The sequence below is a fragment of the Sphingomonas sp. genome, from assembly GCF_048595155.1.
In the GTDB taxonomy this organism is placed as follows: Bacteria; Pseudomonadota; Alphaproteobacteria; order Sphingomonadales; family Sphingomonadaceae; genus Sphingomonas_I.
On the sequence record NZ_JBMDXN010000007.1, the window covers coordinates 26,583 to 46,878 of the forward strand.

General features: G+C 63.4%; 16 protein-coding genes. 9 read left to right on the forward strand and 7 right to left on the reverse strand.

What is annotated here, in order from left to right; genetic code table 11:
* Positions 1–4: 4 nt before the first annotated feature.
* A complete protein-coding gene (locus tag ACOJSI_RS01305; RefSeq protein WP_420136441.1) occupies positions 5–2,494 on the reverse strand; it encodes a putative bifunctional diguanylate cyclase/phosphodiesterase in 2,490 nt (829 codons plus the stop codon).
* Between the two features lie 290 nt (positions 2,495–2,784).
* Here ACOJSI_RS01305 and cyoA point away from each other — a divergent pair, with 290 nt between their 5' ends.
* The 4 genes from cyoA to cyoD are packed head-to-tail and all read left to right on the forward strand — an operon-like array spanning position 2,785 to position 6,735.
* Positions 2,785–3,645, forward strand: a complete 861-nt coding sequence (gene cyoA / locus ACOJSI_RS01310; RefSeq protein WP_420136442.1) for a ubiquinol oxidase subunit II — start codon at positions 2,785–2,787, stop codon at positions 3,643–3,645.
* Positions 3,642–5,657, forward strand: a complete 2,016-nt coding sequence (gene cyoB, locus ACOJSI_RS01315; RefSeq protein WP_420136443.1) for a cytochrome o ubiquinol oxidase subunit I — start codon at positions 3,642–3,644, stop codon at positions 5,655–5,657. The genes cyoA and cyoB overlap by 4 nt, the downstream gene beginning before the upstream one ends.
* Positions 5,654–6,343 (forward strand): cytochrome o ubiquinol oxidase subunit III, encoded by a 690-nt coding sequence (gene cyoC / locus ACOJSI_RS01320; protein WP_420136444.1) that lies wholly within the window; start codon positions 5,654–5,656, stop codon positions 6,341–6,343. Before cyoB ends, cyoC begins: the two co-directional genes overlap by 4 nt.
* Positions 6,340–6,735 carry a cytochrome o ubiquinol oxidase subunit IV gene (cyoD, locus tag ACOJSI_RS01325; protein WP_420136445.1) on the forward strand — a complete coding sequence of 132 codons (396 nt, stop codon included), beginning with the start codon at positions 6,340–6,342 and terminating at the stop codon, positions 6,733–6,735. Before cyoC ends, cyoD begins: the two co-directional genes overlap by 4 nt.
* On the opposite strand, the gene ACOJSI_RS01330 is transcribed toward cyoD, so the two are convergent.
* Genes ACOJSI_RS01330 through ACOJSI_RS01345 form a run of 4 tightly spaced genes read right to left on the reverse strand, consistent with a single transcriptional unit; the run spans position 6,732 to position 10,584 of the window.
* Positions 6,732–7,166: a MerR family transcriptional regulator gene (locus ACOJSI_RS01330; protein ID WP_420136459.1), complete on the reverse strand. Its 435-nt coding sequence runs from the start codon at positions 7,164–7,166 to the stop codon at positions 6,732–6,734. The genes cyoD and ACOJSI_RS01330 overlap by 4 nt on opposite strands.
* Positions 7,166–8,854, reverse strand: a complete 1,689-nt coding sequence (locus ACOJSI_RS01335) for a long-chain-fatty-acid--CoA ligase (RefSeq protein WP_420136446.1) — start codon at positions 8,852–8,854, stop codon at positions 7,166–7,168. The genes ACOJSI_RS01330 and ACOJSI_RS01335 overlap by 1 nt, the downstream gene beginning before the upstream one ends.
* Entirely contained in the window at positions 8,854–10,155 is a 1,302-nt protein-coding gene (locus ACOJSI_RS01340; protein WP_420136447.1) for an OmpP1/FadL family transporter, read from the reverse strand. The genes ACOJSI_RS01335 and ACOJSI_RS01340 overlap by 1 nt, the downstream gene beginning before the upstream one ends.
* Before the next feature lie 36 nt (positions 10,156–10,191).
* Entirely contained in the window at positions 10,192–10,584 is a 393-nt protein-coding gene (locus tag ACOJSI_RS01345; protein WP_420136448.1) for a DUF2147 domain-containing protein, read from the reverse strand.
* Between the two features lie 196 nt (positions 10,585–10,780).
* Between ACOJSI_RS01345 and ACOJSI_RS01350 the strand changes: the two genes are divergently transcribed.
* The 5 genes from ACOJSI_RS01350 (at position 10,781) to ACOJSI_RS01370 (ending at position 18,052) form a co-directional block, all read left to right on the forward strand.
* Complete coding sequence (locus tag ACOJSI_RS01350) at positions 10,781–11,917, forward strand: thiolase family protein (RefSeq protein WP_420136449.1); 1,137 nt, start codon at positions 10,781–10,783, stop codon at positions 11,915–11,917.
* Positions 11,914–14,235: a 3-hydroxyacyl-CoA dehydrogenase/enoyl-CoA hydratase family protein gene (locus ACOJSI_RS01355; protein WP_420136450.1), complete on the forward strand. Its 2,322-nt coding sequence runs from the start codon at positions 11,914–11,916 to the stop codon at positions 14,233–14,235. Before ACOJSI_RS01350 ends, ACOJSI_RS01355 begins: the two co-directional genes overlap by 4 nt.
* A 125-nt stretch (positions 14,236–14,360) precedes the next feature.
* Complete coding sequence (locus ACOJSI_RS01360; RefSeq protein WP_420136451.1) at positions 14,361–16,151, forward strand: acyl-CoA dehydrogenase C-terminal domain-containing protein; 1,791 nt, start codon at positions 14,361–14,363, stop codon at positions 16,149–16,151.
* Between the two features lie 132 nt (positions 16,152–16,283).
* Positions 16,284–17,189 carry an NAD(P)H-dependent flavin oxidoreductase gene (locus tag ACOJSI_RS01365; protein WP_420136452.1) on the forward strand — a complete coding sequence of 302 codons (906 nt, stop codon included), beginning with the start codon at positions 16,284–16,286 and terminating at the stop codon, positions 17,187–17,189.
* The gene (locus tag ACOJSI_RS01370; RefSeq protein WP_420136453.1) at positions 17,186–18,052 is read left to right on the forward strand and encodes an acyl-CoA thioesterase; all 867 of its coding nucleotides are present in this window, start codon (positions 17,186–17,188) and stop codon (positions 18,050–18,052) included. Before ACOJSI_RS01365 ends, ACOJSI_RS01370 begins: the two co-directional genes overlap by 4 nt.
* Before the next feature lie 29 nt (positions 18,053–18,081).
* On the opposite strand, the gene ACOJSI_RS01375 is transcribed toward ACOJSI_RS01370, so the two are convergent.
* A complete protein-coding gene (locus tag ACOJSI_RS01375) occupies positions 18,082–19,392 on the reverse strand; it encodes a sensor histidine kinase (protein WP_420136460.1) in 1,311 nt (436 codons plus the stop codon).
* A gap of 157 nt (positions 19,393–19,549) precedes the next feature.
* A complete protein-coding gene (locus tag ACOJSI_RS01380) occupies positions 19,550–20,212 on the reverse strand; it encodes a response regulator transcription factor (RefSeq protein WP_420136454.1) in 663 nt (220 codons plus the stop codon).
* Between the last annotated feature and the right edge of the window lie 84 nt (positions 20,213–20,296).

Genomic DNA, 20,296 nt, shown 5'->3' on the forward strand with positions numbered 1-20,296 from the left:
CCTTTCAAAACATGGCCTTCGCTTGATTTGCGATGCTCCGCACCGGCGCTGCTGCCGGTCGGCCATATAGATAGCCTTGGCCGAGATGGCAGCCGAGCTCGGCCAGCCACAGCGCCTGCGCCTCATTCTCGATCCCCTCGGCGATCACGACCTTGCCGAGGCCACGACCCAGGCCGACGATCGCGCGGACGATGGCGGAGGTGCCTCCACCCTTCTCCTCAATTCCGGCGATGAAGGAGCAATCGATCTTGATGCTGTCGACCGGCATGTCGCGCAGATGGACGAGGGACGCATAGCCCGTGCCGAAATCGTCGAGCGCGATCCGCACGCCGGCCGTGTGCAAAGTCTGCAATGTCGCGAAGATCGTATCAGCGGCGCGGTCCAGCATGACGCCTTCGGTCACCTCCACGCAAAGCGAGGCAGGCGCGATGCCGTAATAAGCGAGGCGGCTGAGGACGCGCACCGCCGATTTCGGGCCGGCCAATTGGGCGGAGGTGAAATTGACGCTGAGACTCGGCATCTGGTCACCGCGATCGCGCAAGGCTGCGAGCGCCAATTCCAGAACATGTTCCTGAATGCGCAAGCCGATCTTTTCGGCGACCAGCACATCGCCAAACCGATCGGGGCTGATCAGACCGTAATGGGGGTGCTGCCAACGCAGCAGCGCTTCGTATCCCTGGATTTCGCCCGAAGGCAACGCCACGATCGGCTGGAAATCGAGGTGGAATTCGCCGCGTTCGATCGCCGCTTCGGCGTCGCGGGTGAACTCGATCTGCAGATCGCGCAATATGCGTTGCAGCGCATCGTAGCGGTAATGGCGCGAGCGCCCCAGCCGCTTGGCATTGTAGAGCGCCAGATCCGCATTCTGGTAAAGAATGTCGAGCTCCTTCGCATCCTCCGGAAAACGCGCGGAGCCGGCGCTGAGCGAGATTGTGCGGGTCTGTTCCTTGAACTCCCACGCCTGCCCCTGCAGCGCGGAAAGCCGCTCGATCAGGGCAGTTTCAACTGAGTTCGTGCAGGGGCACAGGATAGCAAATTCATCGCCGCCGATGCGCACGATCCGCGTCCGCGGCAGCGTCGCGGTGATTTCGCGGAGCATTTGCGCGACCCTTTGCAGCAAGGCGTCGCCGCCCGCATGACCGAGTCGATCATTGGTATCTTTCAGATAATCGACATCGATCAGGAACAGGCTGAACGGATCGCCGCGTTCGATCAGGTCGTGCGTCGTCTCCTGAAACGCGGCTCGGTTACCGAGCCCGGTCAGAAAGTCGGTTTGCGCCGCGATGCGCAGGGCCGCGGCTTCGGCGCCGGCCATATCGCGGCGCTGTTGCGCCAGCTCCAGTTCCCGACGCACCAACCGGAAGCGATCGGCTATGGCGAGCGACAGGACCAAGGCCTCGAAGGCCAGAGCCGCGAACGTGGCCATGTCAACGAAGTCGATCTGGGGCACGAAGCCCAGGTTGCGCATCAGCCGTGCGACAAAGACGGTGATGACAGGCGACCAGCCGATCAGGTAGAACCATACGACGCGACTGCCGCGGCGCACCGCGATCGAGCAGCTTATGGCGACGGAAACCGCGGTTGCCGCGATCACGTAATTGAGCAGGCGGTCTGTCAGAACCGGGGGCAGAAGCCAATCCGCAGCCGCCGCGCAGCCGAGCACCGCGCCGGATGCGGCCAGCATCTGGCCAAATCGGACGAGAAAGCGTGGAAGAATGCCGTCTTCGATCACCGCGAAGAAGAACATGTTCCCGGTCGCCACCAGCAAGCCGACCAGCACGAAATCCAATCGTACCGCGGCTGGACCGACCAGGCCGGGAAAGACGAAGGCGGCGATGTTCGTCCAGGCCATGCCGTAAGAGAAGGCGGTTGCAACCCAGGCCAGATACCAGCGCTGGAAGGGCGGACGTTTGCCCGTATGGATGACGAAATTGTAGAGCAGCGCAGAGAATAACGTTCCCGCGAACAGCCCCATGAGCAGCAGCCATTTCGCGTCGGCAATCAGCTGAACGGAGGCGGGAACGGCCGCGATCTTCCGCATCAGTGTGAGATCGTCGATATTGCGGAAGCCCAAATAAAGACCGCGTACGTCACGCCCGGGCGCGTCGATCGCAAACTGCAGCAGTCCACCTGGCGCCCAATGTTCCTTGAGATCGCCCGGATCACTGGTGCTGCGCCGCAATTGACCACGATCGTCCAAGAGGATGGCGATCTGGTCGAACCGGGCCTGGTCGACCATCAGGTGCCAGCCCGCGGGCAGCGCCGCCAGCTGGCGATGGTCCAACCGCAGCCAGACCCAGTTCCTGTCCTGGGTCGGCGCGTCGGGGCCACAGCTGTAGCCCGCGTCTCGTACAGCGCTGTCGGGCGTGCCGTCCGGCAGGACCGCCACGCAAGCGCTGCGGCGCAGGTCAACCCCGGCCGCCATCGCCCTTTGCGGCGATGCGCACAGGAAGAGGAGCAGGAAGGCTCCGATCCAGCTTATCGTACGTCCCACGCCCACCCCCGCGGACAGCTAGACCGGCTCGTCGGCTCGCTCATCTATTCTTCAATAACGGTCTTCACTTAGCGCCCCTTCCCCGCCTGCGACAATAGCGCCTTAATCCGAGAAATCTCCGTTTTTCGGCTGCACATCCACCCCGCGGCGGATGTAAAATAATATGCCGTGCTGCCTTAAGTTGGTGGAACGCGGAACCCAAGCGGCGTAAGGCCCTTGTCTGAGCGCGGCGCGAGGCTTTGCAGGGGTTATCGATGGGCGCTATCGGCAAAAAATACTTATTGCCGATCATGGCCCTCCCACTGCTGGCAAGTTGCAGCCAGGGTATCCTCCATCCGGAAGGTCCGGTTGGTGCGGCGGAACGCACGATCCTGTTCAACAGCCTTGGCATCATGCTGGCGATCGTGATCCCGACGATCCTTGCCGTCATTGCCTTTGCCTGGTGGTTCCGCGCCGGCAACGACAAGGCGCAGTATCTTCCCGAATGGTCGTTTTCCGGACGGGTCGAGCTGGTCGTCTGGTCGATCCCCCTGCTGGTGATCCTGTTCCTGTCCGGCGTCATCTGGGTCGGCAGCCACCAGCTCGATCCCTACCGCCCCCTGGCCGCGAAGGTGAAGCCGCTGGAAGTGCAGGTGGTCTCGCTCGATTGGAAGTGGCTGTTCATCTACCCCGAGCAGGGCATTGCCAGCGTCAACGAACTGACCATTCCGGCCGGCGTGCCGATCCATTTCTCGCTGACGTCGGCCAGCGTCATGAACAGCTTCTTCGTGCCGCAGCTGGGCAGCATGATCTACACGATGAACGGCATGGTGACGCAGCTGCACCTGCAGGCGGACAAGCCAGGCACCTATTGGGGCCAGTCGGCGCAGTTCAGCGGCGACGGCTTTGCCGATATGAACTTCCTGACGCGATCGGTACCGGCCGGCGCATTTGCGGCATGGGCAAGCCAGAACAAGCGCAAGGGTCCGGTGCTGGACGCGGCGGCCTATTCCATGTTGGCCAAGCAAGGCACCGTCGAGAAGCCGTTCCACTATGGCAGTGTCCAGCCAGAGCTTTTCAGGCTGATCGCGACGCAGAGGATCGCACCGTCCACCGGTCCGCAGACCGGCCGCGGTGGCCCCAAGACCGTCACGCCCAGGAGTAAGTCATGAACATCCTCGGCAAGCTCGATTGGTCAGCGATCCCGCTGGATCAGCCGATCCCTTTGATCGCAAGCGCGGTCGTCGGGCTCGGCATCACCGGCGTGCTCGGCTTCGTGTTCCTGAAAGGCTGGTTCCCATATCTGTGGCGGGAATGGCTGACGAGCGTCGATCACAAGCGGATCGGTGTGATGTATATCGTGCTGGCCCTGCTGATGCTGTTACGGGGCTTTTCCGACGCGATCATGATGCGGTCGCAACAGGCGCTCGCGCTGCATGGGGCGGCGGGATACCTGCCGCCAGAACATTATAATCAGGTATTCTCAGCCCACGGCACGGTCATGATCTTCTTCGGCGCGATGCCGTTCATGATCGGGCTGATGAACTATGTCCTTCCGCTGCAGCTGGGCGTGCGCGACGTGGCGTTCCCAACGCTCAACTCCACCGGCTTCTGGCTAACCGCGTCGGGCGCGTTGCTGGTCAATATCAGCCTGGTGATCGGAGAATTCGCCCGCACCGGATGGCTGCCCTACCCGCCTCTGTCTGAGCTTGCCTACTCCCCAGGCGTGGGTGTCGATTATTATCTGTGGGCGCTGCAAATCTCCGGCGTCGGCACGCTGATGACCGGCATCAACCTGGTCACCACCATCCTCAAGATGCGGGCGCCGGGCATGTCCTACTTCCGCATGCCGATGTTCTGCTGGACGAGCCTGGCCGCCAATATGCTGATCGTTGCGGCTTTCCCGATCCTGACCGCGACTTTGGCGATGCTCACGCTCGATCGCTACATGGGCTTCCATTTCTTCACGAACGAAGCGGGTGGCAATCCGATGATGTTCGTGAACCTGATCTGGGCCTGGGGGCACCCCGAAGTCTACATCCTGATCCTGCCGGCCTTCGGCATCTTCTCCGAAATCTTCTCCACCTTTTCGGGCAAGCCGCTGTTTGGCTACCGATCGATGGTGATGGCGACCCTGTTCATCTGCATCGTTTCGTTCCTGGTGTGGCTCCATCATTTCTTCACCATGGGCGCGGGCGCGGGCGTGAACTCCGCCTTCGGTATCGCCACGTCGATCATCGCGGTCGGCACGGGTGTGAAAGTCTATAATTGGCTGTTCACCATGTATGGCGGCCGTATCCGCTTCGAAGTCCCGATGCTGTGGGCGCTGGGCTTCATCATCACCTTCATCGTCGGGGGCATGACGGGCGTGCTGCTGGCCGTACCGCCCGCCGACTTTGTCCTCCACAATTCGCTGTTCCTCGTGGCGCATTTCCACAACGTCATCATCGGTGGCGTGCTGTTCGGTGCCTTCGCAGGTTATGAATATTGGTTCCCAAAAGCCTTCGGCTTTCGGCTGCATCCGGGTTGGGGCAAGACCGCCTTCTGGCTGACAATTACCGGTTTCGTGGCGACGTTCATCCCGCTCTATATCGTCGGATTGCAGGGCATGACGCGCCGGCTGCAGCATATCGACAATCCGCTGTGGGACACGTGGATCCTGATGGCAGGCGCCGGCACGGTCGTGATCTTCCTCGGCGTCGCGAGCCAGGTGGTGCAGTTGTTCGTCTCGATCCGGATGCGCGACCAGCTGCGCGACACGACCGGAGACCCCTGGAATGGCCGCAGCCTGGAATGGATGACGAGCTCGCCGCCGCCCAGTTTTAACTTCCCGGTGATGTACGACGTCCATGGCGAGGAAGCCTATTGGGGCATCAAACAGGCCGCGATCGCGCGGGAGAAGCTGCATGACGAACCGGACTACGAGCCGATCGAGATGCCGCGTAACAGCCCGACCGGAATCGTCACCGCCTTCTTCACCAGCTTCATGGGTTTCGCGCTGATCTGGCACATCTGGTGGATGGTCGCGCTGGGCTTCGTCGGCGCTTACGCCACTTTCGTGGTGTTCGCGTGGCGCAACGAAGAGGAATATGAAATTCCCGCCGAAGAGGTCGCACGGATAGATCGGGCCCGCCGCGCGGCACGCGGTGGTGACTGGCTTGCCAGCGTGGCCAAACCGGCATGAGCGAGACATCCGCCCCGGCTTCGGTTGCCGCCGCCTATCTGGAACATGGCCCTTATGCGCGCGGCCATGACATGCACGGCCGCGGCGACCCCGACGCGCGGGGCCATGGCGCGGGCGGCCCGGCGCCCAAGCGGGTCATCGTCGGCTATGGCTTCTGGATCTTCCTCCTGAGCGACATCGTGATGTTCTCGGCCTTCTTCGCCGCCTATGCGGTGCTGGTCGGGGAAACGGCGGGCGGACCGTCGGGACGCGATCTGTTCGACCTGAAACGCGTCGGCATCGAAACCGCCTGCCTGCTCGCCAGCAGCTTCACCTGCGGGCTCGGCTATGTCGCCGCCATGCAGCGCAAGCAGCTCCAGACCCAGTTCTGGATGCTCGTCACCGGACTGCTCGGTCTGATATTCGTCGTGCTGGAAGTCGCCGAATTTTACGAGATGATCGTAAAGGGTGCAGGGCCTGGCCGCAGCGCTTTCCTATCCGCCTTCTTCGCGCTGGTCGGCTGTCACGGCCTGCACGTCAGCGTCGGCGGCCTGTGGCTCGGCACGATGATGGCGCAGATCTGGTTCAAGGGCTTTCGGCCCGAAATCATGCGCCGCCTGCTCTGCTTCAACCTGTTCTGGCATGCGCTGGATATCGTCTGGGTCGCCTTGTTCACGATCGTCTATCTATTCGGAGCGGGATCATGAGCCGCCATGACGAAGAGCCCGACAATGCCGAAGATGCCGCCCCAGGCGAAGCGCATAAGGGCGAATCCGGGCATGGTGCGGCGCAGGTTTATCTGCTGGGCCTCTTGCTGGCGACGGCGCTTACGGCCGCAAGCTTCTGGATCGCAGGCTCCAACATTGTGTGGGGGCCGGCCATACCGGCGGCGCTGATCGCGCTCGCGGTGGCGCAGATCGGCGTCCATCTCGTCTTCTTCCTGCACATCACGAGCGGGCCGGAAAATGCCAACAACACCATCGCGCTGGCGTTCGGCGTGTTGATCGTGGTTCTGGTGGTCGGCGGGTCGATCTGGATCATGGGGCATCTCAACCACAACATGATGCCGATGGCCGAGATGCTACAGATGCAGCATTAACCCGCGGATGGCGTCTGCGTCGCGCGATTGAGGTTGGCGACTGCCTCTTTCTCCAGCGCGCGCAATTCCTCGATCGTTTCTTCCAGTGCCTTCTTGCGCTGTTCCATTTCCTCGATCCGCTGGCGAACACGCAGCGTGAACCGCCGCATCTGTTCCACGTGCTCCGGATCGGCGTCGTACAGATCCAGGAATTCCTTGATCTCCCGGACGGTGAAGCCAAGTCGACGTCCGCGCAGGACCAGCCGCACCCGCGCCACCTCCCGGCGGCCATAGATGCGCGTCGTGCCCACCCGTTGCGGCGCGATCAGTCCCTTGTCCTCGTAAAAACGAAGAGCGCGCATCGTCACGCCAAGCTCCTTGGCGACCTCCTGAATGCCCATCAGGCCGGCATCATGATCCTCGGCCGGCTTGCGGCTGCGCGCGGTCGCCATCATGCGTGCTTTGCAGCCTCCTCATCGACGAGCGCCTTCTTGGACAATTTGCCGATCAGCGTCTTGGGCAGAGTCTCGCGGATCTCGATCGCGCTGGGCATCTCGATCTTGCTGAGACGCTCTTTCAGGAAAGCACACAGGGTCTCTTCGTCCGCCTGAGCGCCGGGTTTCAGCGACACGAATGCCTTGGGGGATTGCCCACGATATGTATCTGGAACTCCGATCACGACCGCCTCCGCCACGGCAGGATGCTCATAGAGCGCATCCTCGATCACGCGCGGATAAACGTTGTAACCTCCGCACAGGATCAGGTCCTTAATGCGATCGACCAGGAAGAGATAGCCGTCGGTGTCCAGATAGCCGACGTCGCCGGTGCGCAGGGCACCATCGACGAAGGCCGCGGCAGTTTCGTCGGGCTTGTTCCAATAGCCCTGCATGACCTGAGGCCCGCGTGCGCACACCTCGCCGCGCTCCCCCGCCGGCATGACGGCATAAGGGGGCTCTAAATCGCGTATCTCCAAGATGGTGTCCGGAAATGCCGGGCCACAACTGTTATTCTTGACGAGCCCTTCGACCGGATTGCACGCGATGATCGGCGACGCCTCCGACAGGCCATAGCCTTCAACGATCCGGCAGCCCGTCCGCTTTTCGAACAGCTCACGCACTTCCAGCGGCAGGGGCGCGCCGCCTGAGACGCACACGCGGATCGTCGACAGGTCAGGAAGCGCCGCGGGATCGAGCCGGTTTACTGCCGAATAGAGCGTAGGAACGCCAAAGAATTGCGTCGGCTTCGTCCGCCGAATGGTTTTCAGGAACTGCTTCATCTCGAAGCGCGGCAACAGCACCATTTCGGCCGCCGTATCGATCGAATAGTTCAGGACAGTCGTCAGCGCGAAGACATGAAACAGCGGCAACACGCCCAGCGTCCGCTCCTGCCGTTCCGGAAGGTGGCCGACATGCGCGATCATCTGCGCACTGTTCGCCGCCAGATTGGCATGGCTCAGGCAGGCGCCTTTGGGCACGCCGGTCGTGCCGCCGGTATATTGCAGCACCGCCAAATCGTCGGGCACCACCGCCACCGGATCAGGATCGACATCATCTGCGACCAGTTCCGCAAACCACATGTGGCGCGCGTCGTCCGGCACGCGTGCATGGTCCTTGCGCTTGAGGAGCCGGAAGCCCCAGCGCAGCGGCCAGGGCATGACGTCGCCCATCGGGCAGACGACGATCTGATCCAGCCCGGTCTCGGCCGCGAGATGGAGCACTTTGTCATGCACCATCCGTAGATCAGGAACGATCATGACGGTCGTGCCGGAATCCAATATCTGATGCCGCAACTCGCGTTCGACATAGAGCGGGTTGAAATTCACGACGACGCCGCCGGCGCGCAGGATCGCGAAATAACAGATCACGAAATAGGGCGTGTTGGGCAGGCATAAGCCAACCCGCGTCCCCGGCTTTACACCGATATCCTGCAACCCGCGCGTGGCGCGGCGCACCAGCTCGCCCAGCTCTGCATAAGACCAGCCCTTCCCGAGGAAATCGATCGCCGGCCAATCGCCATGTTCGGCGACCGCCCGATCCAGCAGATCCGTCAACAGCCGCGGCGCGATCGGCGGCATGCCCCCGGCGGGGTCCGCCGCCGGGAATGACTGGATCTCACCCTGATGCACCGCGGCTGCCGGCATCAGAAGGTCAACCGCGCGCCCAGAGCCAGAACGACGGCATGGGCATTATCAAGACGACCATTCACCACGATCGGCGTCTGCGCGGCAGTACCGGCATAGGCCGCCGTAAGCCGATCGATGCTGGCATTCTTGAACTTGATGTAGGAGGCCGCCGCATCCAGCGTCAGACCACGGGTGACCGCCACGCTGGTGCCGGTCGAGAAGTTCCAGCGATCGCCATCGGGGACGCGGGCATCCCGATTGCCGTTCTGCGTCGGCGTCTCGTCACGCTGGATACCGGCGCGCAAGGTCCAACCGGGATTTACGGCATAATCGACGCCGCCGGCATAGCTCCAGGTGTTGCCGTAGAGTTCAGGAATGGCGGTGTTCAGGGGCGCGCCGAGGCGGATCGCATCAAACTTGTTCCAGCCGAAGCGGACGATCTGGCCGTTGAGGGTCAGCTTGTCCGTAGCGCGAACGCGGATGCTGCCGATTGCCTGCCAGGGTGTGCGGAAATCGGCCTCTGCATCCAGCTGGCGGTTCTGCGCGGCGAGCGGACCGAGCAGACCTTCGGTGGTGACGGTGCCGCTGAGCTTATGCTTGACGCTGGATTTGTAGCTGAGGCCGACCGAAACTGGGCCTGACCGGAACTGGCCGCCCACGCTCCAGCCGAGATCCCAGCCTTTGCCTTCGAGCGACTGATGCCCATCGGGCAGGGCTGCGGAGAGGTTGGGCAGATAGTTGCTGAGCGTTGCATCCGCATGCTCGATATTGGCGGCGGCGCCGATGCTGAATTCCGGGGCGATGGCGAAGGCTATCGACGGTTGCAGGTCGATGGTGCGCAGCTTCGTCTTGTCCGCCGTGTAACGTGCCCAGCTGTCGGCCGCATAATTGGTCGTGAAGCTGAAGGGCGAGGTGACCGCGAAGCCAACCGAGAGGCGCGGGGTCAGCGCGTAGGCGATCGCCCCCGACGGCAGGACGCCGTTATTGATCGGATTTTTCGCCCTGGGATTGCCGCCGACGCCGGCCGGCGGCTGTCCCGGACGCACGATCGCTGTACCGCGATCTTCGACAGTGCCACGCGGCAGGATGGCGCTGACACCCAGCGCAGCTTCACCGCCGGTCATTCCACCGATCGAGGCCGGGTTCCACCACAAGGATGCGGCGCCCTGATCGGCACCTTCCCCGGAGAAAGCGCGGCCAGCGCCGCGGATGGACTGCTCCTGCAAGTAAAAAGCCGCGGCATTGGCAGACGAGGCCATCGCGGTGGCGAGAAGAGACGCACCTGCGGCCAGAACGATACGCTGCGAAATCTTAGTCATCCTACACTCCCGTGATTTTATAGTGTTGCGGCGCGCTTATCGAATGCGCGTCCAAGTCTGCGTCTTGCAAAGAGGCCACATGATGCAGCCACGCACCTTCAGACGATCGGCATCGACCGGAGTGACGGTGGCCTTGTAGGTGCCGCCATCCTCGCCGTTATAAATCGTGCCACCGGTCCAGGCGCCGTCGGCCCGGGTGAAGCCGCGCAGGATCGTCAGTCCCATCAGCTTGCGGTCGCGCAGGGACGGGTCCTTGTTCTTGCTGTCGAGCAGGTTCGGATCAGCCTTGAGCCCATCAGAACCGACCAGTGTGCCGCAAATGGAGGAGCCGCATCGTTCCACTTGGACAATGCCGTTGCGGGTTTCCGTCCGCCACCGCCCGACGGCGGCGTCGGGACTTAACGCTGCGGGCGCAAGCACCGCGAGCATGAAAAAGCCAGCCATACCTCTCCTCATCTCTCTCCGCCGCCGCGCTTTTGCGTGGTCGGCCTGCGGCCGGTTCGAGCCGGTCGCGAATCACTTGTGGCTCAAAAATCGCTTGACGTATAGGGAAACTATCGCACCTTTAGAGGCAACACGGCACGCAACGGTAAGAAGACCGTCAAGTCCGTGCGGAGAGTGATAAATGCGCAACGTCGTGATTGCCGGCTACGCCCGGTCCCCCTTCCATCTTGCGACCAAGGGCGAGCTGGCGCGCGTGCGTCCGGACGATCTTGCGGCCCAGGTCATTCGTGGCCTGATCGAGCGGACCAATGTCGACGCCGCGGATATCGAGGACATCATCCTCGGCTGCGCCTTCCCCGAAGGCGAGCAGGGATTGAACGTGGCCCGGCTGATTGGCCTGCTGGCTGACTTGCCGCTGTCGGTCGGCGGCATGACGGTCAACCGCTTCTGCGGATCGTCGATGAGCGCCATCCATATCGCAATGGGGCAGATCCAGATCGGCGCAGGCGAAGTCTTCGTCTGTGCGGGCGTCGAATCGATGAGCCGGGTGCCGATGATGGGGTATAACCCCCTGCCCAACCCCACCCTCGCGGCCAAGAGCAGCGCCTATATGGGCATGGGCGACACTGCCGAGAACGTCGCCACCCGCTACCAGCTTACGCGCGGTGAGCAGGAGGCTTTTGCCGTCGAGAGCCAGCAGAAGGCAGCGCAGGCACGTCAGGGCGGCAAGCTTGCCGACGAGATCGTGCCAATCCAGACGAAGACAGGCGTGGTGCGTGAAGACGGCACGCTTCGGCCGGACACCAACGCCGAGGCTCTGGCCGGGCTCAAGCCCGCCTTCGATGCGAATGGCTCCGTCACCGCCGGTACCTCATCCCCCCTCACCGATGGCGCCAGCGCGGTGCTGGTGACGAGCGAGGATTATGCCCGCGCACACGGCCTGCAGATCCTGGCCCGGATCAAATCGGTGGGGATCTCCGGCTGCGCGCCGGAGATCATGGGGATCGGCCCCGTCGGCGCGTCCACCAAGGCGCTGGAGCGCGCGGGCATCGCGGTGGGCGATCTTGACGTGGTCGAGCTCAACGAAGCTTTTGCCAGCCAGGCGCTGGCCTGCATGCGCGATCTCGGCCTCAAGCCGGAAACAGTGAATATCGACGGCGGCGCGATCGCGATCGGCCATCCCCTTGGCGCCACCGGCGCCCGCATCGTCGGCAAGGCGGCGGCGCTGCTCAAGCGGGATGGCGGCCAATATGCGCTGGCAACCCAGTGTATCGGCGGCGGCCAGGGCATCGCCACCGTGCTGGAGGCCGCCGAGTGAGCGAGAGGATCGAGAAAGTCTGCGTCATAGGCGCAGGCGTGATGGGCGCGGGCATCGCCGCGCAGGTGGCCAATGCCGGCGTTCCGGTGCTGCTGCTCGACATCGTGCGGGACCCGGCACATCGTAACGCCGTAGCCGAAGGCGCAGTCGCCAAGATGCTCAAGACGGATCCCGCGCCGTTCATGTCGGCGCGCGCGGCCAAATTGGTCGAGACCGGCAATATCGAGGATCACCTTGCCAAGGTCGCCGAATGTGACTGGATCATTGAAGCCGTGGTCGAGCGGCTCGACATCAAGCACGACCTCTACGCGAAGCTGGAAACAGCCCGTCGCGCCGGCACTGCCCTTTCGTCCAACACCTCGACGATTCCGCTCGACAAGCTGGTGGAGGGACGTTCGGATGCATTCAAGCGCGACTTCCTGATCACCCACTTCTTCAATCCACCGCGCTACATGCGGCTGCTGGAGATCGTGACCGGCAGCGCCACCGATGGCGATGTCGCTGCACGCGTCGAAGCATTTGCCGATCGCGCGATGGGCAAGACCATTGTCCATGCCAAGGACACACCGGGGTTCATCGCCAACCGCATCGGCACCTACTGGATCCAGCTTGGCCTGAACGCCGCGTTCGACCTCGGCCTGACGGTGGAGGAAGCGGACGCTGTCGGCGGGCGGCCGATGGGTGTGCCCAAGACCGGCATCTTTGGCCTGGTCGATCTGGTCGGGATCGATCTGATGCCCCATCTCCAGAAAAGCCTGACGGAGACGCTGCGGAAGGACGATCCGTATCAGGCGATCGCGCGTAGCCATCCGCTGATCGAGCGTATGATCGCCGACGGGTTTACGGGGCGCAAAGGCAAAGGCGGCTTCTACCGCGTCAATCGCGACGTGGGAAAGCGCAAGGAGACGATCGACCTTGCCACGGGCGAATACCGGCTGCCGATCAAGGCAGGCGGGTTGCCGGCCAGCGCAGCCAAAGGCGATCTGAACGCCCTGATTGGCCTTAAGGGCAAGCTGGGCGCTTTCGCGTGGGCCGTGCTCGGCGGCACTCTGGCCTATGCCGCGCGCCTGATACCGGAAGCCGCCGACAGCATCGTCGCCGTCGATGACGCGATGAAGCTCGGCTATAACTGGAAGTTCGGCCCGTTCGAGTTGATCGATAAGATCGGCGCGGCCAAGCTTGCCGACCGCCTGACAGCGGACGGGCAGGAGGTTCCGGAACTGCTCCGCCTTGCCGGCGATCGCAGCTTCTATCGGATCGAGAACGGCAAGCGCCAATATCTTGGAACCGATGGCAAATATCACGATGTCGTTCGCCCCGAAGGGGTGCTGCGGCTGGAGGATGTGAAGCTGGCCGGCGCGCCTCTGCTCAAGAACGGTTCGGCCGCCTTGTGGGATGTCGGCGACGGCGTCGCTTGCCTGGAATTCACCGGCAAGATGAACGCACTCGACGGCGACGTGATGAAGCTGATTGGCCAGGCGATCCCGCTGGTCCAGAAGAGTTACAAGGCGCTGGTCGTCTATAATGACGGCAGCAATTTCTCCGCCGGCGCCAATTTGGGCCTCGCGCTGTTCGCGCTGAACATCGCCGCCTGGAGCGAAGTCGACAAGCTCGTGGCGGGGGGCCAGAAGGCCTACAAAGCGCTGAAATATGCGCCCTTCCCGATCGTGGGCGCGCCCGCCGGCATGGCGCTGGGCGGCGGTTGCGAGATCCTGCTCCATTGCGATGCGATCCAGGCGCATGCCGAGCTGTACATGGGGCTGGTCGAATGCGGCGTTGGCCTGATCCCTGGATGGGGCGGTTGCGGCGAGATGCTGCAGCGGTGGCGCGATACGCCAGCCATGCCGAAGGGACCGATGCCGGCGGTCGCGAAGGTGTTCGAGACGGTCAGCACCGCAACCGTCTCCAAGTCTGCGGCGCAGGCCAAGGAATTGCTGTTCCTACGGCCCGACGATGGCATCACGATGAACCGCGACCGACTGCTCAATGACGCGAAAGCCAAGGCGCTGGCCCTGGTCGAGGGCTATCAGCCCCCTGCCCCGCCCGAGTTCAAGCTGCCCGGCGAGAGCGGCCATGTCGGCCTGAACATGGCCGCGCAAGGCTTCCGCAAGCGTGGGCTTGCGACGGACTACGACATGGTGGTGTCCGATGCGCTCGCAGGCGTGCTGACCGGCGGCACGGCCGATCTGGTCGACACGGTCAGCGAGGCGGACATGCTGCGGCTGGAGCGCGAGGCCTTTTCCAAGCGTGTGCGCGATACCCGTACGATCGCGCGGATCGAGCATATGCTGGAAACGGGCAAACCGTTGCGGAATTGACGTGCCTGGCACGTCACCCTGGACGTGTCTCAGGGTTCATCGCGCCACAGGCGCGACGGTGTGAATGATAGGTGGATGCTGAAACAGGTTCAGCATGACGATTTAGTGAGTGAGAGGCCCTAAAGATGCAGGTCTACGAAGCGCCCCTTCGCGATATGAAGTTCGTGCTGCACGAGCTCCATCAGGATGACGGCTTCGGCGGGCTGGAGGCGCTGAGCGAGTTCACCCCCGACCTGACCGACGCGATCCTGGAAGAGGCGGCGCGGCTCGCGCGCGACGTGCTGTTGCCGCTCAACCGCAGCGGTGATGAGGAAGGCTGCGTGCTGGAGAACGGCGTCGTCCGCACGCCCAAAGGCTTCAAGGAAGCCTATGACCAGTTTCGCGACGGCGGCTGGTGCGGGCTTGTCTCCGACCCGAAATGGGGTGGCCAGGGTCTGCCGGAGGCGGTCAACAAGCTGACCGAGGAGATGATCAGCGCCACCAACCTGTCCTTCGGCCTCTATCCGGGCCTGACGCATGGCGCGACGACCGCGATCGAGGGCTATGCGCCGGAAGACCTGCAGAACCGCTATATCCCCAAGCTGGTCGAAGGCCGCTGGTCCGGTACGATGTGCCTGACAGAAGCGCATTGCGGCACGGACCTGGGCCTTTTGCGCACCCGCGCGGTGCCGCAGCCTGACGGCAGCTACAAAATCAGCGGCTCCAAGATCTTCATCTCGGCGGGCGAGCATGACCTGACCGAGAATATCATCCACCTCGTCCTCGCGCGGCTGCCCGATGCCCCCGCCGGCGTGAAGGGCATCAGCCTGTTCCTGATACCCAAATATCTGCCGAAGGAGGATGGCTCGCTGGGCCCGTCCAACGGTGTCTCTTGCGGTGCCATCGAACATAAGATGGGGCTGAAGGCGTCGGCCACCTGCCAGATGAACTTCGACGAGGCGACCGGCTGGATCGTCGGCCAGCCCAACAAGGGCATGGAGGCTATGTTCACCATGATGAACACCGAACGCGTCTCCGTCGGCGTGCAGGGGCTGGGCGTCGGCGAGGCCGCCTATCAGGCCGCGGTCTATTATGCCAAGGATCGTATTCAGGGCCGCGCCCTGTCCGGCGCCAAGAACCCCGACAAAGCCGCAGACCCGATCATCGTGCATCCGGATGTGCGCCGCATGCTGATGACGATGCGCGCCTATAATGAAGGCTGTCGTGCCGTGTGCGGCTGGGTGAGCCGTGCCCTCGACGCGGAGCGGCATTCGCAAGACCCGGAGGTGAAGCAGCGGGCGAGCGATTTCGTCGCGCTGATGACACCGGTGGTGAAAGCCTTGTTCACGGACATGGGGTTCGAATCCGCCAACCTGGCGGTGCAAGTCTATGGCGGCCATGGCTACATCCGCGAAAGCGGGGTCGAGCAATATGTGCGCGATGCGCGGATCGCGATGATCTATGAGGGCACCAACGGCATCCAGGCGCTGGACCTCGTCGGGCGTAAACTGGGCGCGCATATGGGCCGCTACCTGCGCGCCTTCTTCCACCCCGTCTCCACCTTCCTTGAGGATCATGCCGAGGACGAAGCGTTGGCCGGGATCCTGCCCGGCCTTGCGCAGGCCTTTGGCGCGCTGCAGCTTTCAACCGGCACGATCGCACAAAAGGGCCTTAAGGATCCGGAGGAAGCGGGCGCGGCGGCGAACGATTATCTGCGCCTGCTGGGCCTGGTGGCGATCGGCTATACGTTCGCGCGCGCCATGAAGATCGCCCAAGCCAAGATTGCAAGCGGGGATCCGGATACGGACTTTTACAAGACCAAGATTGCCACGGCGAACTTCTTCTTCGATCGCATCCTGCCGCAAGCGACCGCCTGCTTCCTGGCGATCAAGGCGGGCAAGCAGTCAATGATGGCGCTGAGCGAAGACGCGTTTTAGGCCCGTGAAACCGAACCAGCTTTCGTCCGCCCTGAGCGGCGTCGAAGACCGTATGGCGACGTGCTTCGACTTCGCTCGGCACGAACGGGGGATGGAATTGGCAAGGCGCTTCACGCGCGTCAGGGTTGCGCGATGAGCATCCCGCCGCAACTCGCCGGCCGCCTCGCGATGCCGGCGATCGTCGCACCGATGTTCCTGATCTCCGGACCGGATCTGGTGGTGGAATGCTGCCGGGCAGGCTTGCTGGGCACCTTTCCCGCGCTCAACCAGCGGACGACCGAAGGCTTCGTCGCCTGGCTCGATGAGATCGAGCGGCGCCTGGAGGACGACAGCGCCCCCTACGGCGTCAATCTCATCGTTCATCGCAGCAACAGCCGGCTGCAAGAGGATTTGGACGTCATCGTTGCACGCAAGGTTCCGCTCGTCATAACCTCGCTCGGCGCGGTTAAGGACGTGGTCGATGCCGTGCACAGCTATGGCGGGCTCGTCTTCCATGACGTGATCAGCGCGCGCCACGGCGAGAAAGCTGCCGCAGCCGGCGTGGACGGCCTGATTGCGGTCGCCGCCGGCGCTGGGGGTCATGCCGGAACGATCAACCCCTTCGCACTGCTGGACGAGCTCCGCGCGATCTTCGATGGCACGTTGATCCTCAGCGGGTCCTTGTCGCGCGGGCGCCATGTCGCCGCAGCCGAGCTGATGGGGGCCGATTATGGCTATTTCGGCAGCCTGTTCATCGCCGCGAGCGAGAGCCTCGCCTCCCAAGAACAGAAAGACATGATGATATCAGCCCGCGCCGCCGACATCGTTCACACCGATAAAGTGACCGGTATCGCAGCCAATTTCATGAAGGCCAGCCTTGCCGCAAATGGCCTGCTGGATCAGCCCGGGCATGTCGGCGCGCTCGATCTGGAGGGTGAGGCACGCGCCTGGAAGACGATCTGGTCGGCCGGGCACGGCGTCGGCGCCGTGCGAGCGGTCCGGCCCGCCCGCGCGATCTGCGCCGAGTTGATCGCCGATTATCGCGCGGCGCGCGGATGAGCTGCACATCCGGTACCGATGCGGTCGCCGCCTTGGCGACGCTGCTTGATGTGACGCCGATCGAACCGGACCTGTTTCGCGGCGCCCGTTATACTGGCGGCAGAGGGCGCGTGTTTGGTGGGCAAGTTGTCGCCCAGGCTCTGATGTCCGCCTATCGCACCATCGGCGAGGATCAGCCGGTCCACTCGCTCCACGCCTATTTCATGCGGCCGGGTGATGAGGCTTTGCCGATCGCGTATCGCACGCTTGCCGATTATGACGGCAACAGCTTCAGCACGCGCCGTGTCGTGGCGCTCCAGAATGACCTGCCGATCCTGACCATGTCGGCCTCCTTCCAGCGCCGTGAAGACGGGCTGGAGCATGGCGTCGCCATGCCGGACGTTCCGCCACCCGAGGCGTTAGCTGAAGATGACAAGAGCGGCGGCGGCTCGCCGATCATGGCGCATTTCCTGAAGCGCTTCACCGCCTTTGAATTTCGGCCCATTCCGCCGTTCGGCGAACCTGCGCCGGAAGCCCAGCCGGGGCCGAGCCGGCTATGGTTCCGGCTCGCCGCCCCTGGCCCGTCCGATCCCGCGCTACAGGCGGCGATGCTGGCGTATCTCAGTGATTTTGGGCTGCTGACCACGGCCGTGCTTCCGCACGGAATTCCCTTGTTCGGCGGGCGCATTCAGCCGGCGAGCCTGGATCATGCTCTGTGGCTGCACGCCGCGCCCTCGCTGGACCAATGGCATCTCTTCACGATGGAAAGTCCGTGGGCCGGCGGCGGCCGGGCGCTGACGCGCGGCATATTTCATGCGTGGGATGGCCGCCACATCGCGAGCGTTGCACAAGAAGGCCTGATCCGCCCGGTCAAAGCCGACTAGCGCGGGGCCGGCGAGCATCGGCGCGCTTATCACTTGGCGGTGGGCAACCTCAGCCGCACCAGAAGTCCGCCCAGATCCTCGCTCTCCTCAAGCTTCACGGTACCGCCGTAAATCTCAGCCACATCGCGGACGATGGCGAGCCCGAGACCGGTACCGGGCTTGCCGGTGTCGAGGCGCGCGCCCCGTTCGAAAATGGCGTCACGCTGCGCTTCGGGAATGCCGGGCCCGTCATCCTCGATCAGCAGTTCTGCAAATTCCGGCCCCTTTTCGACCGTCACGAACACACGCCCGCCGCCATATTTCGCGGCATTTTCGATGATATTTCCGAGCAGTTCATCCAGATCCTGCCGTTCCACGTGAACGCGGGTCGAACGATCACCTGCCACGTCCACGGTGACGTGGGGGTAAAGCCGGCTGACGGCGCGCTCCACCGAATCCAGGCTTGGCCATAACGGCGCGACGCTCTGACCGGCCGCGCGTCGGCCGACCGCACGTGCCCGCGCGAGGTGGTGATCGACTTGGCGGCGCATCGTCGTCGCCTCGCGGATCACCGCCTTGCACAGATTGGGGCTGTTGGCGCTCGCCTCATTCATGATCACGGTGAGCGGTGTCTTGAGGGCATGGGCAAGGTTGCCGGCGTGGGTGCGGGCTTCCTCTGCTTGGCGCTCATTGTGCGCCAGCAGATCGTTCAACTCCTGCACCATCGGCGCGATCTCGATCGGCAGGCGGGAATCGATCCGTGCCGCACGCCCTGCCCGCACCGCGGCGATCTGGCGGCGTACCTTGCGCAGCGGCCACAAGCCGAAGGTGGCTTGAAGGGTAGACATGATGATCAACCCCAGGCCGAGGATAGCGAACGAACGGACCAGCGTCTTGCGTAGGATCGCAATCTGCGCGTCGAGGCCGCCGCGATCCTGCGCTACCTGGAAGCGCCACGTCACCGGCGAGCCGGGCAGACGCACGTCCCGTTCCATTACCCGGAGGGATTCGTCCTTCCCGAATTCGTCGCTGTCATAGATGTGGTTGCTCTCGTCATGATGCGCGACCGCGACCTGCAATCGCCGATCCCACAGGGAACGGGAGCCGAACGGCTCGTGCCCGGTCGCTGAGACCTGCCAGTAAAGCCCGGAATTCGGCTCCAGGAAGCGCTGATCGCCCAACGGGCGGATGAAGCGGATTTCCCCATCTTCATCCAGCTCGGCCGATGCGATCATGGCGGAAAGGACATATTGCAGCTGGGAATCGAAGTTCCTGGTCACCGCATTGTCGAGCACGCGATCGAGCGCGAGCCCGCCACCCGCCAGGAGGACGCCTATCCACAAGGCAGCAATGCCGAGCATGCGCCGCGTCAGCGAGCCCGTGGTCTGCGGCGTAACCCGTGGCGGCTCCCCCTTCACGCCGCCGACGCGCAGCGGCAGCCCGAAGATCAGGCGGGTCCAATTTACGGGATATTCGGTCCATCGCACGAGGGCCGGCTTGAGGCCGGCAAGGCGCATATCAGGCCGGCTCTTCGAGGCTGTAGCCCAGTCCGCGGATCGTGGTGATCACATCGGGGCCCAGCTTCTTGCGTATCCTGGTAACGAATACTTCGATCGTATTGGAATCGCGATCGAAATCCTGATCGTAGATATGCTCGATCAACTCGGTGCGGCTCACCACCTTGCCCTTGTGATGCATCAGGTAGCTGAGCAACTTATATTCCTGCGCGGTCAGCTTCACCGGATCGCCGTCCTTGGTGACCTTGCCCGATCGCGTGTCCAGCCGAATGTCGCCCGCCAGCAATTCCGACGAGCTGTTTCCCGACGCGCGGCGGATGAGCGCCCGTAACCGGGCGATCAATTCCTCGGTCTGGAAAGGCTTGGCGAGATAATCGTCCGCCCCGGCGTCAAGGCCGGCAACCTTGTCAGACCAGCTGTCCCGCGCGGTCAGCACGAGCACCGGCATGTCCTTGCCTTCCTTGCGCCAGCGATCGAGCACGGTGAGGCCGTCAATCTCCGGGAGGCCCAGATCGAGGACTACCGCATCGTAATTCTCGGTCGAACCCAGATAATGGCCGTCTTCGCCATCAGTCGCGAGGTCGATGGCATAGCCTGCCCCTTCCAAGGTCGCCCGCAGCTGGCGCCCCAGATTGGGCTCGTCCTCAACAATCAGCACGCGCATTCGATTCTCCATGGACGGTCACGGTCAGCGACATAACCGCTCCGTAACGAATAAGTCGGGAATTTGCGCCGCTCAATCGCCGGA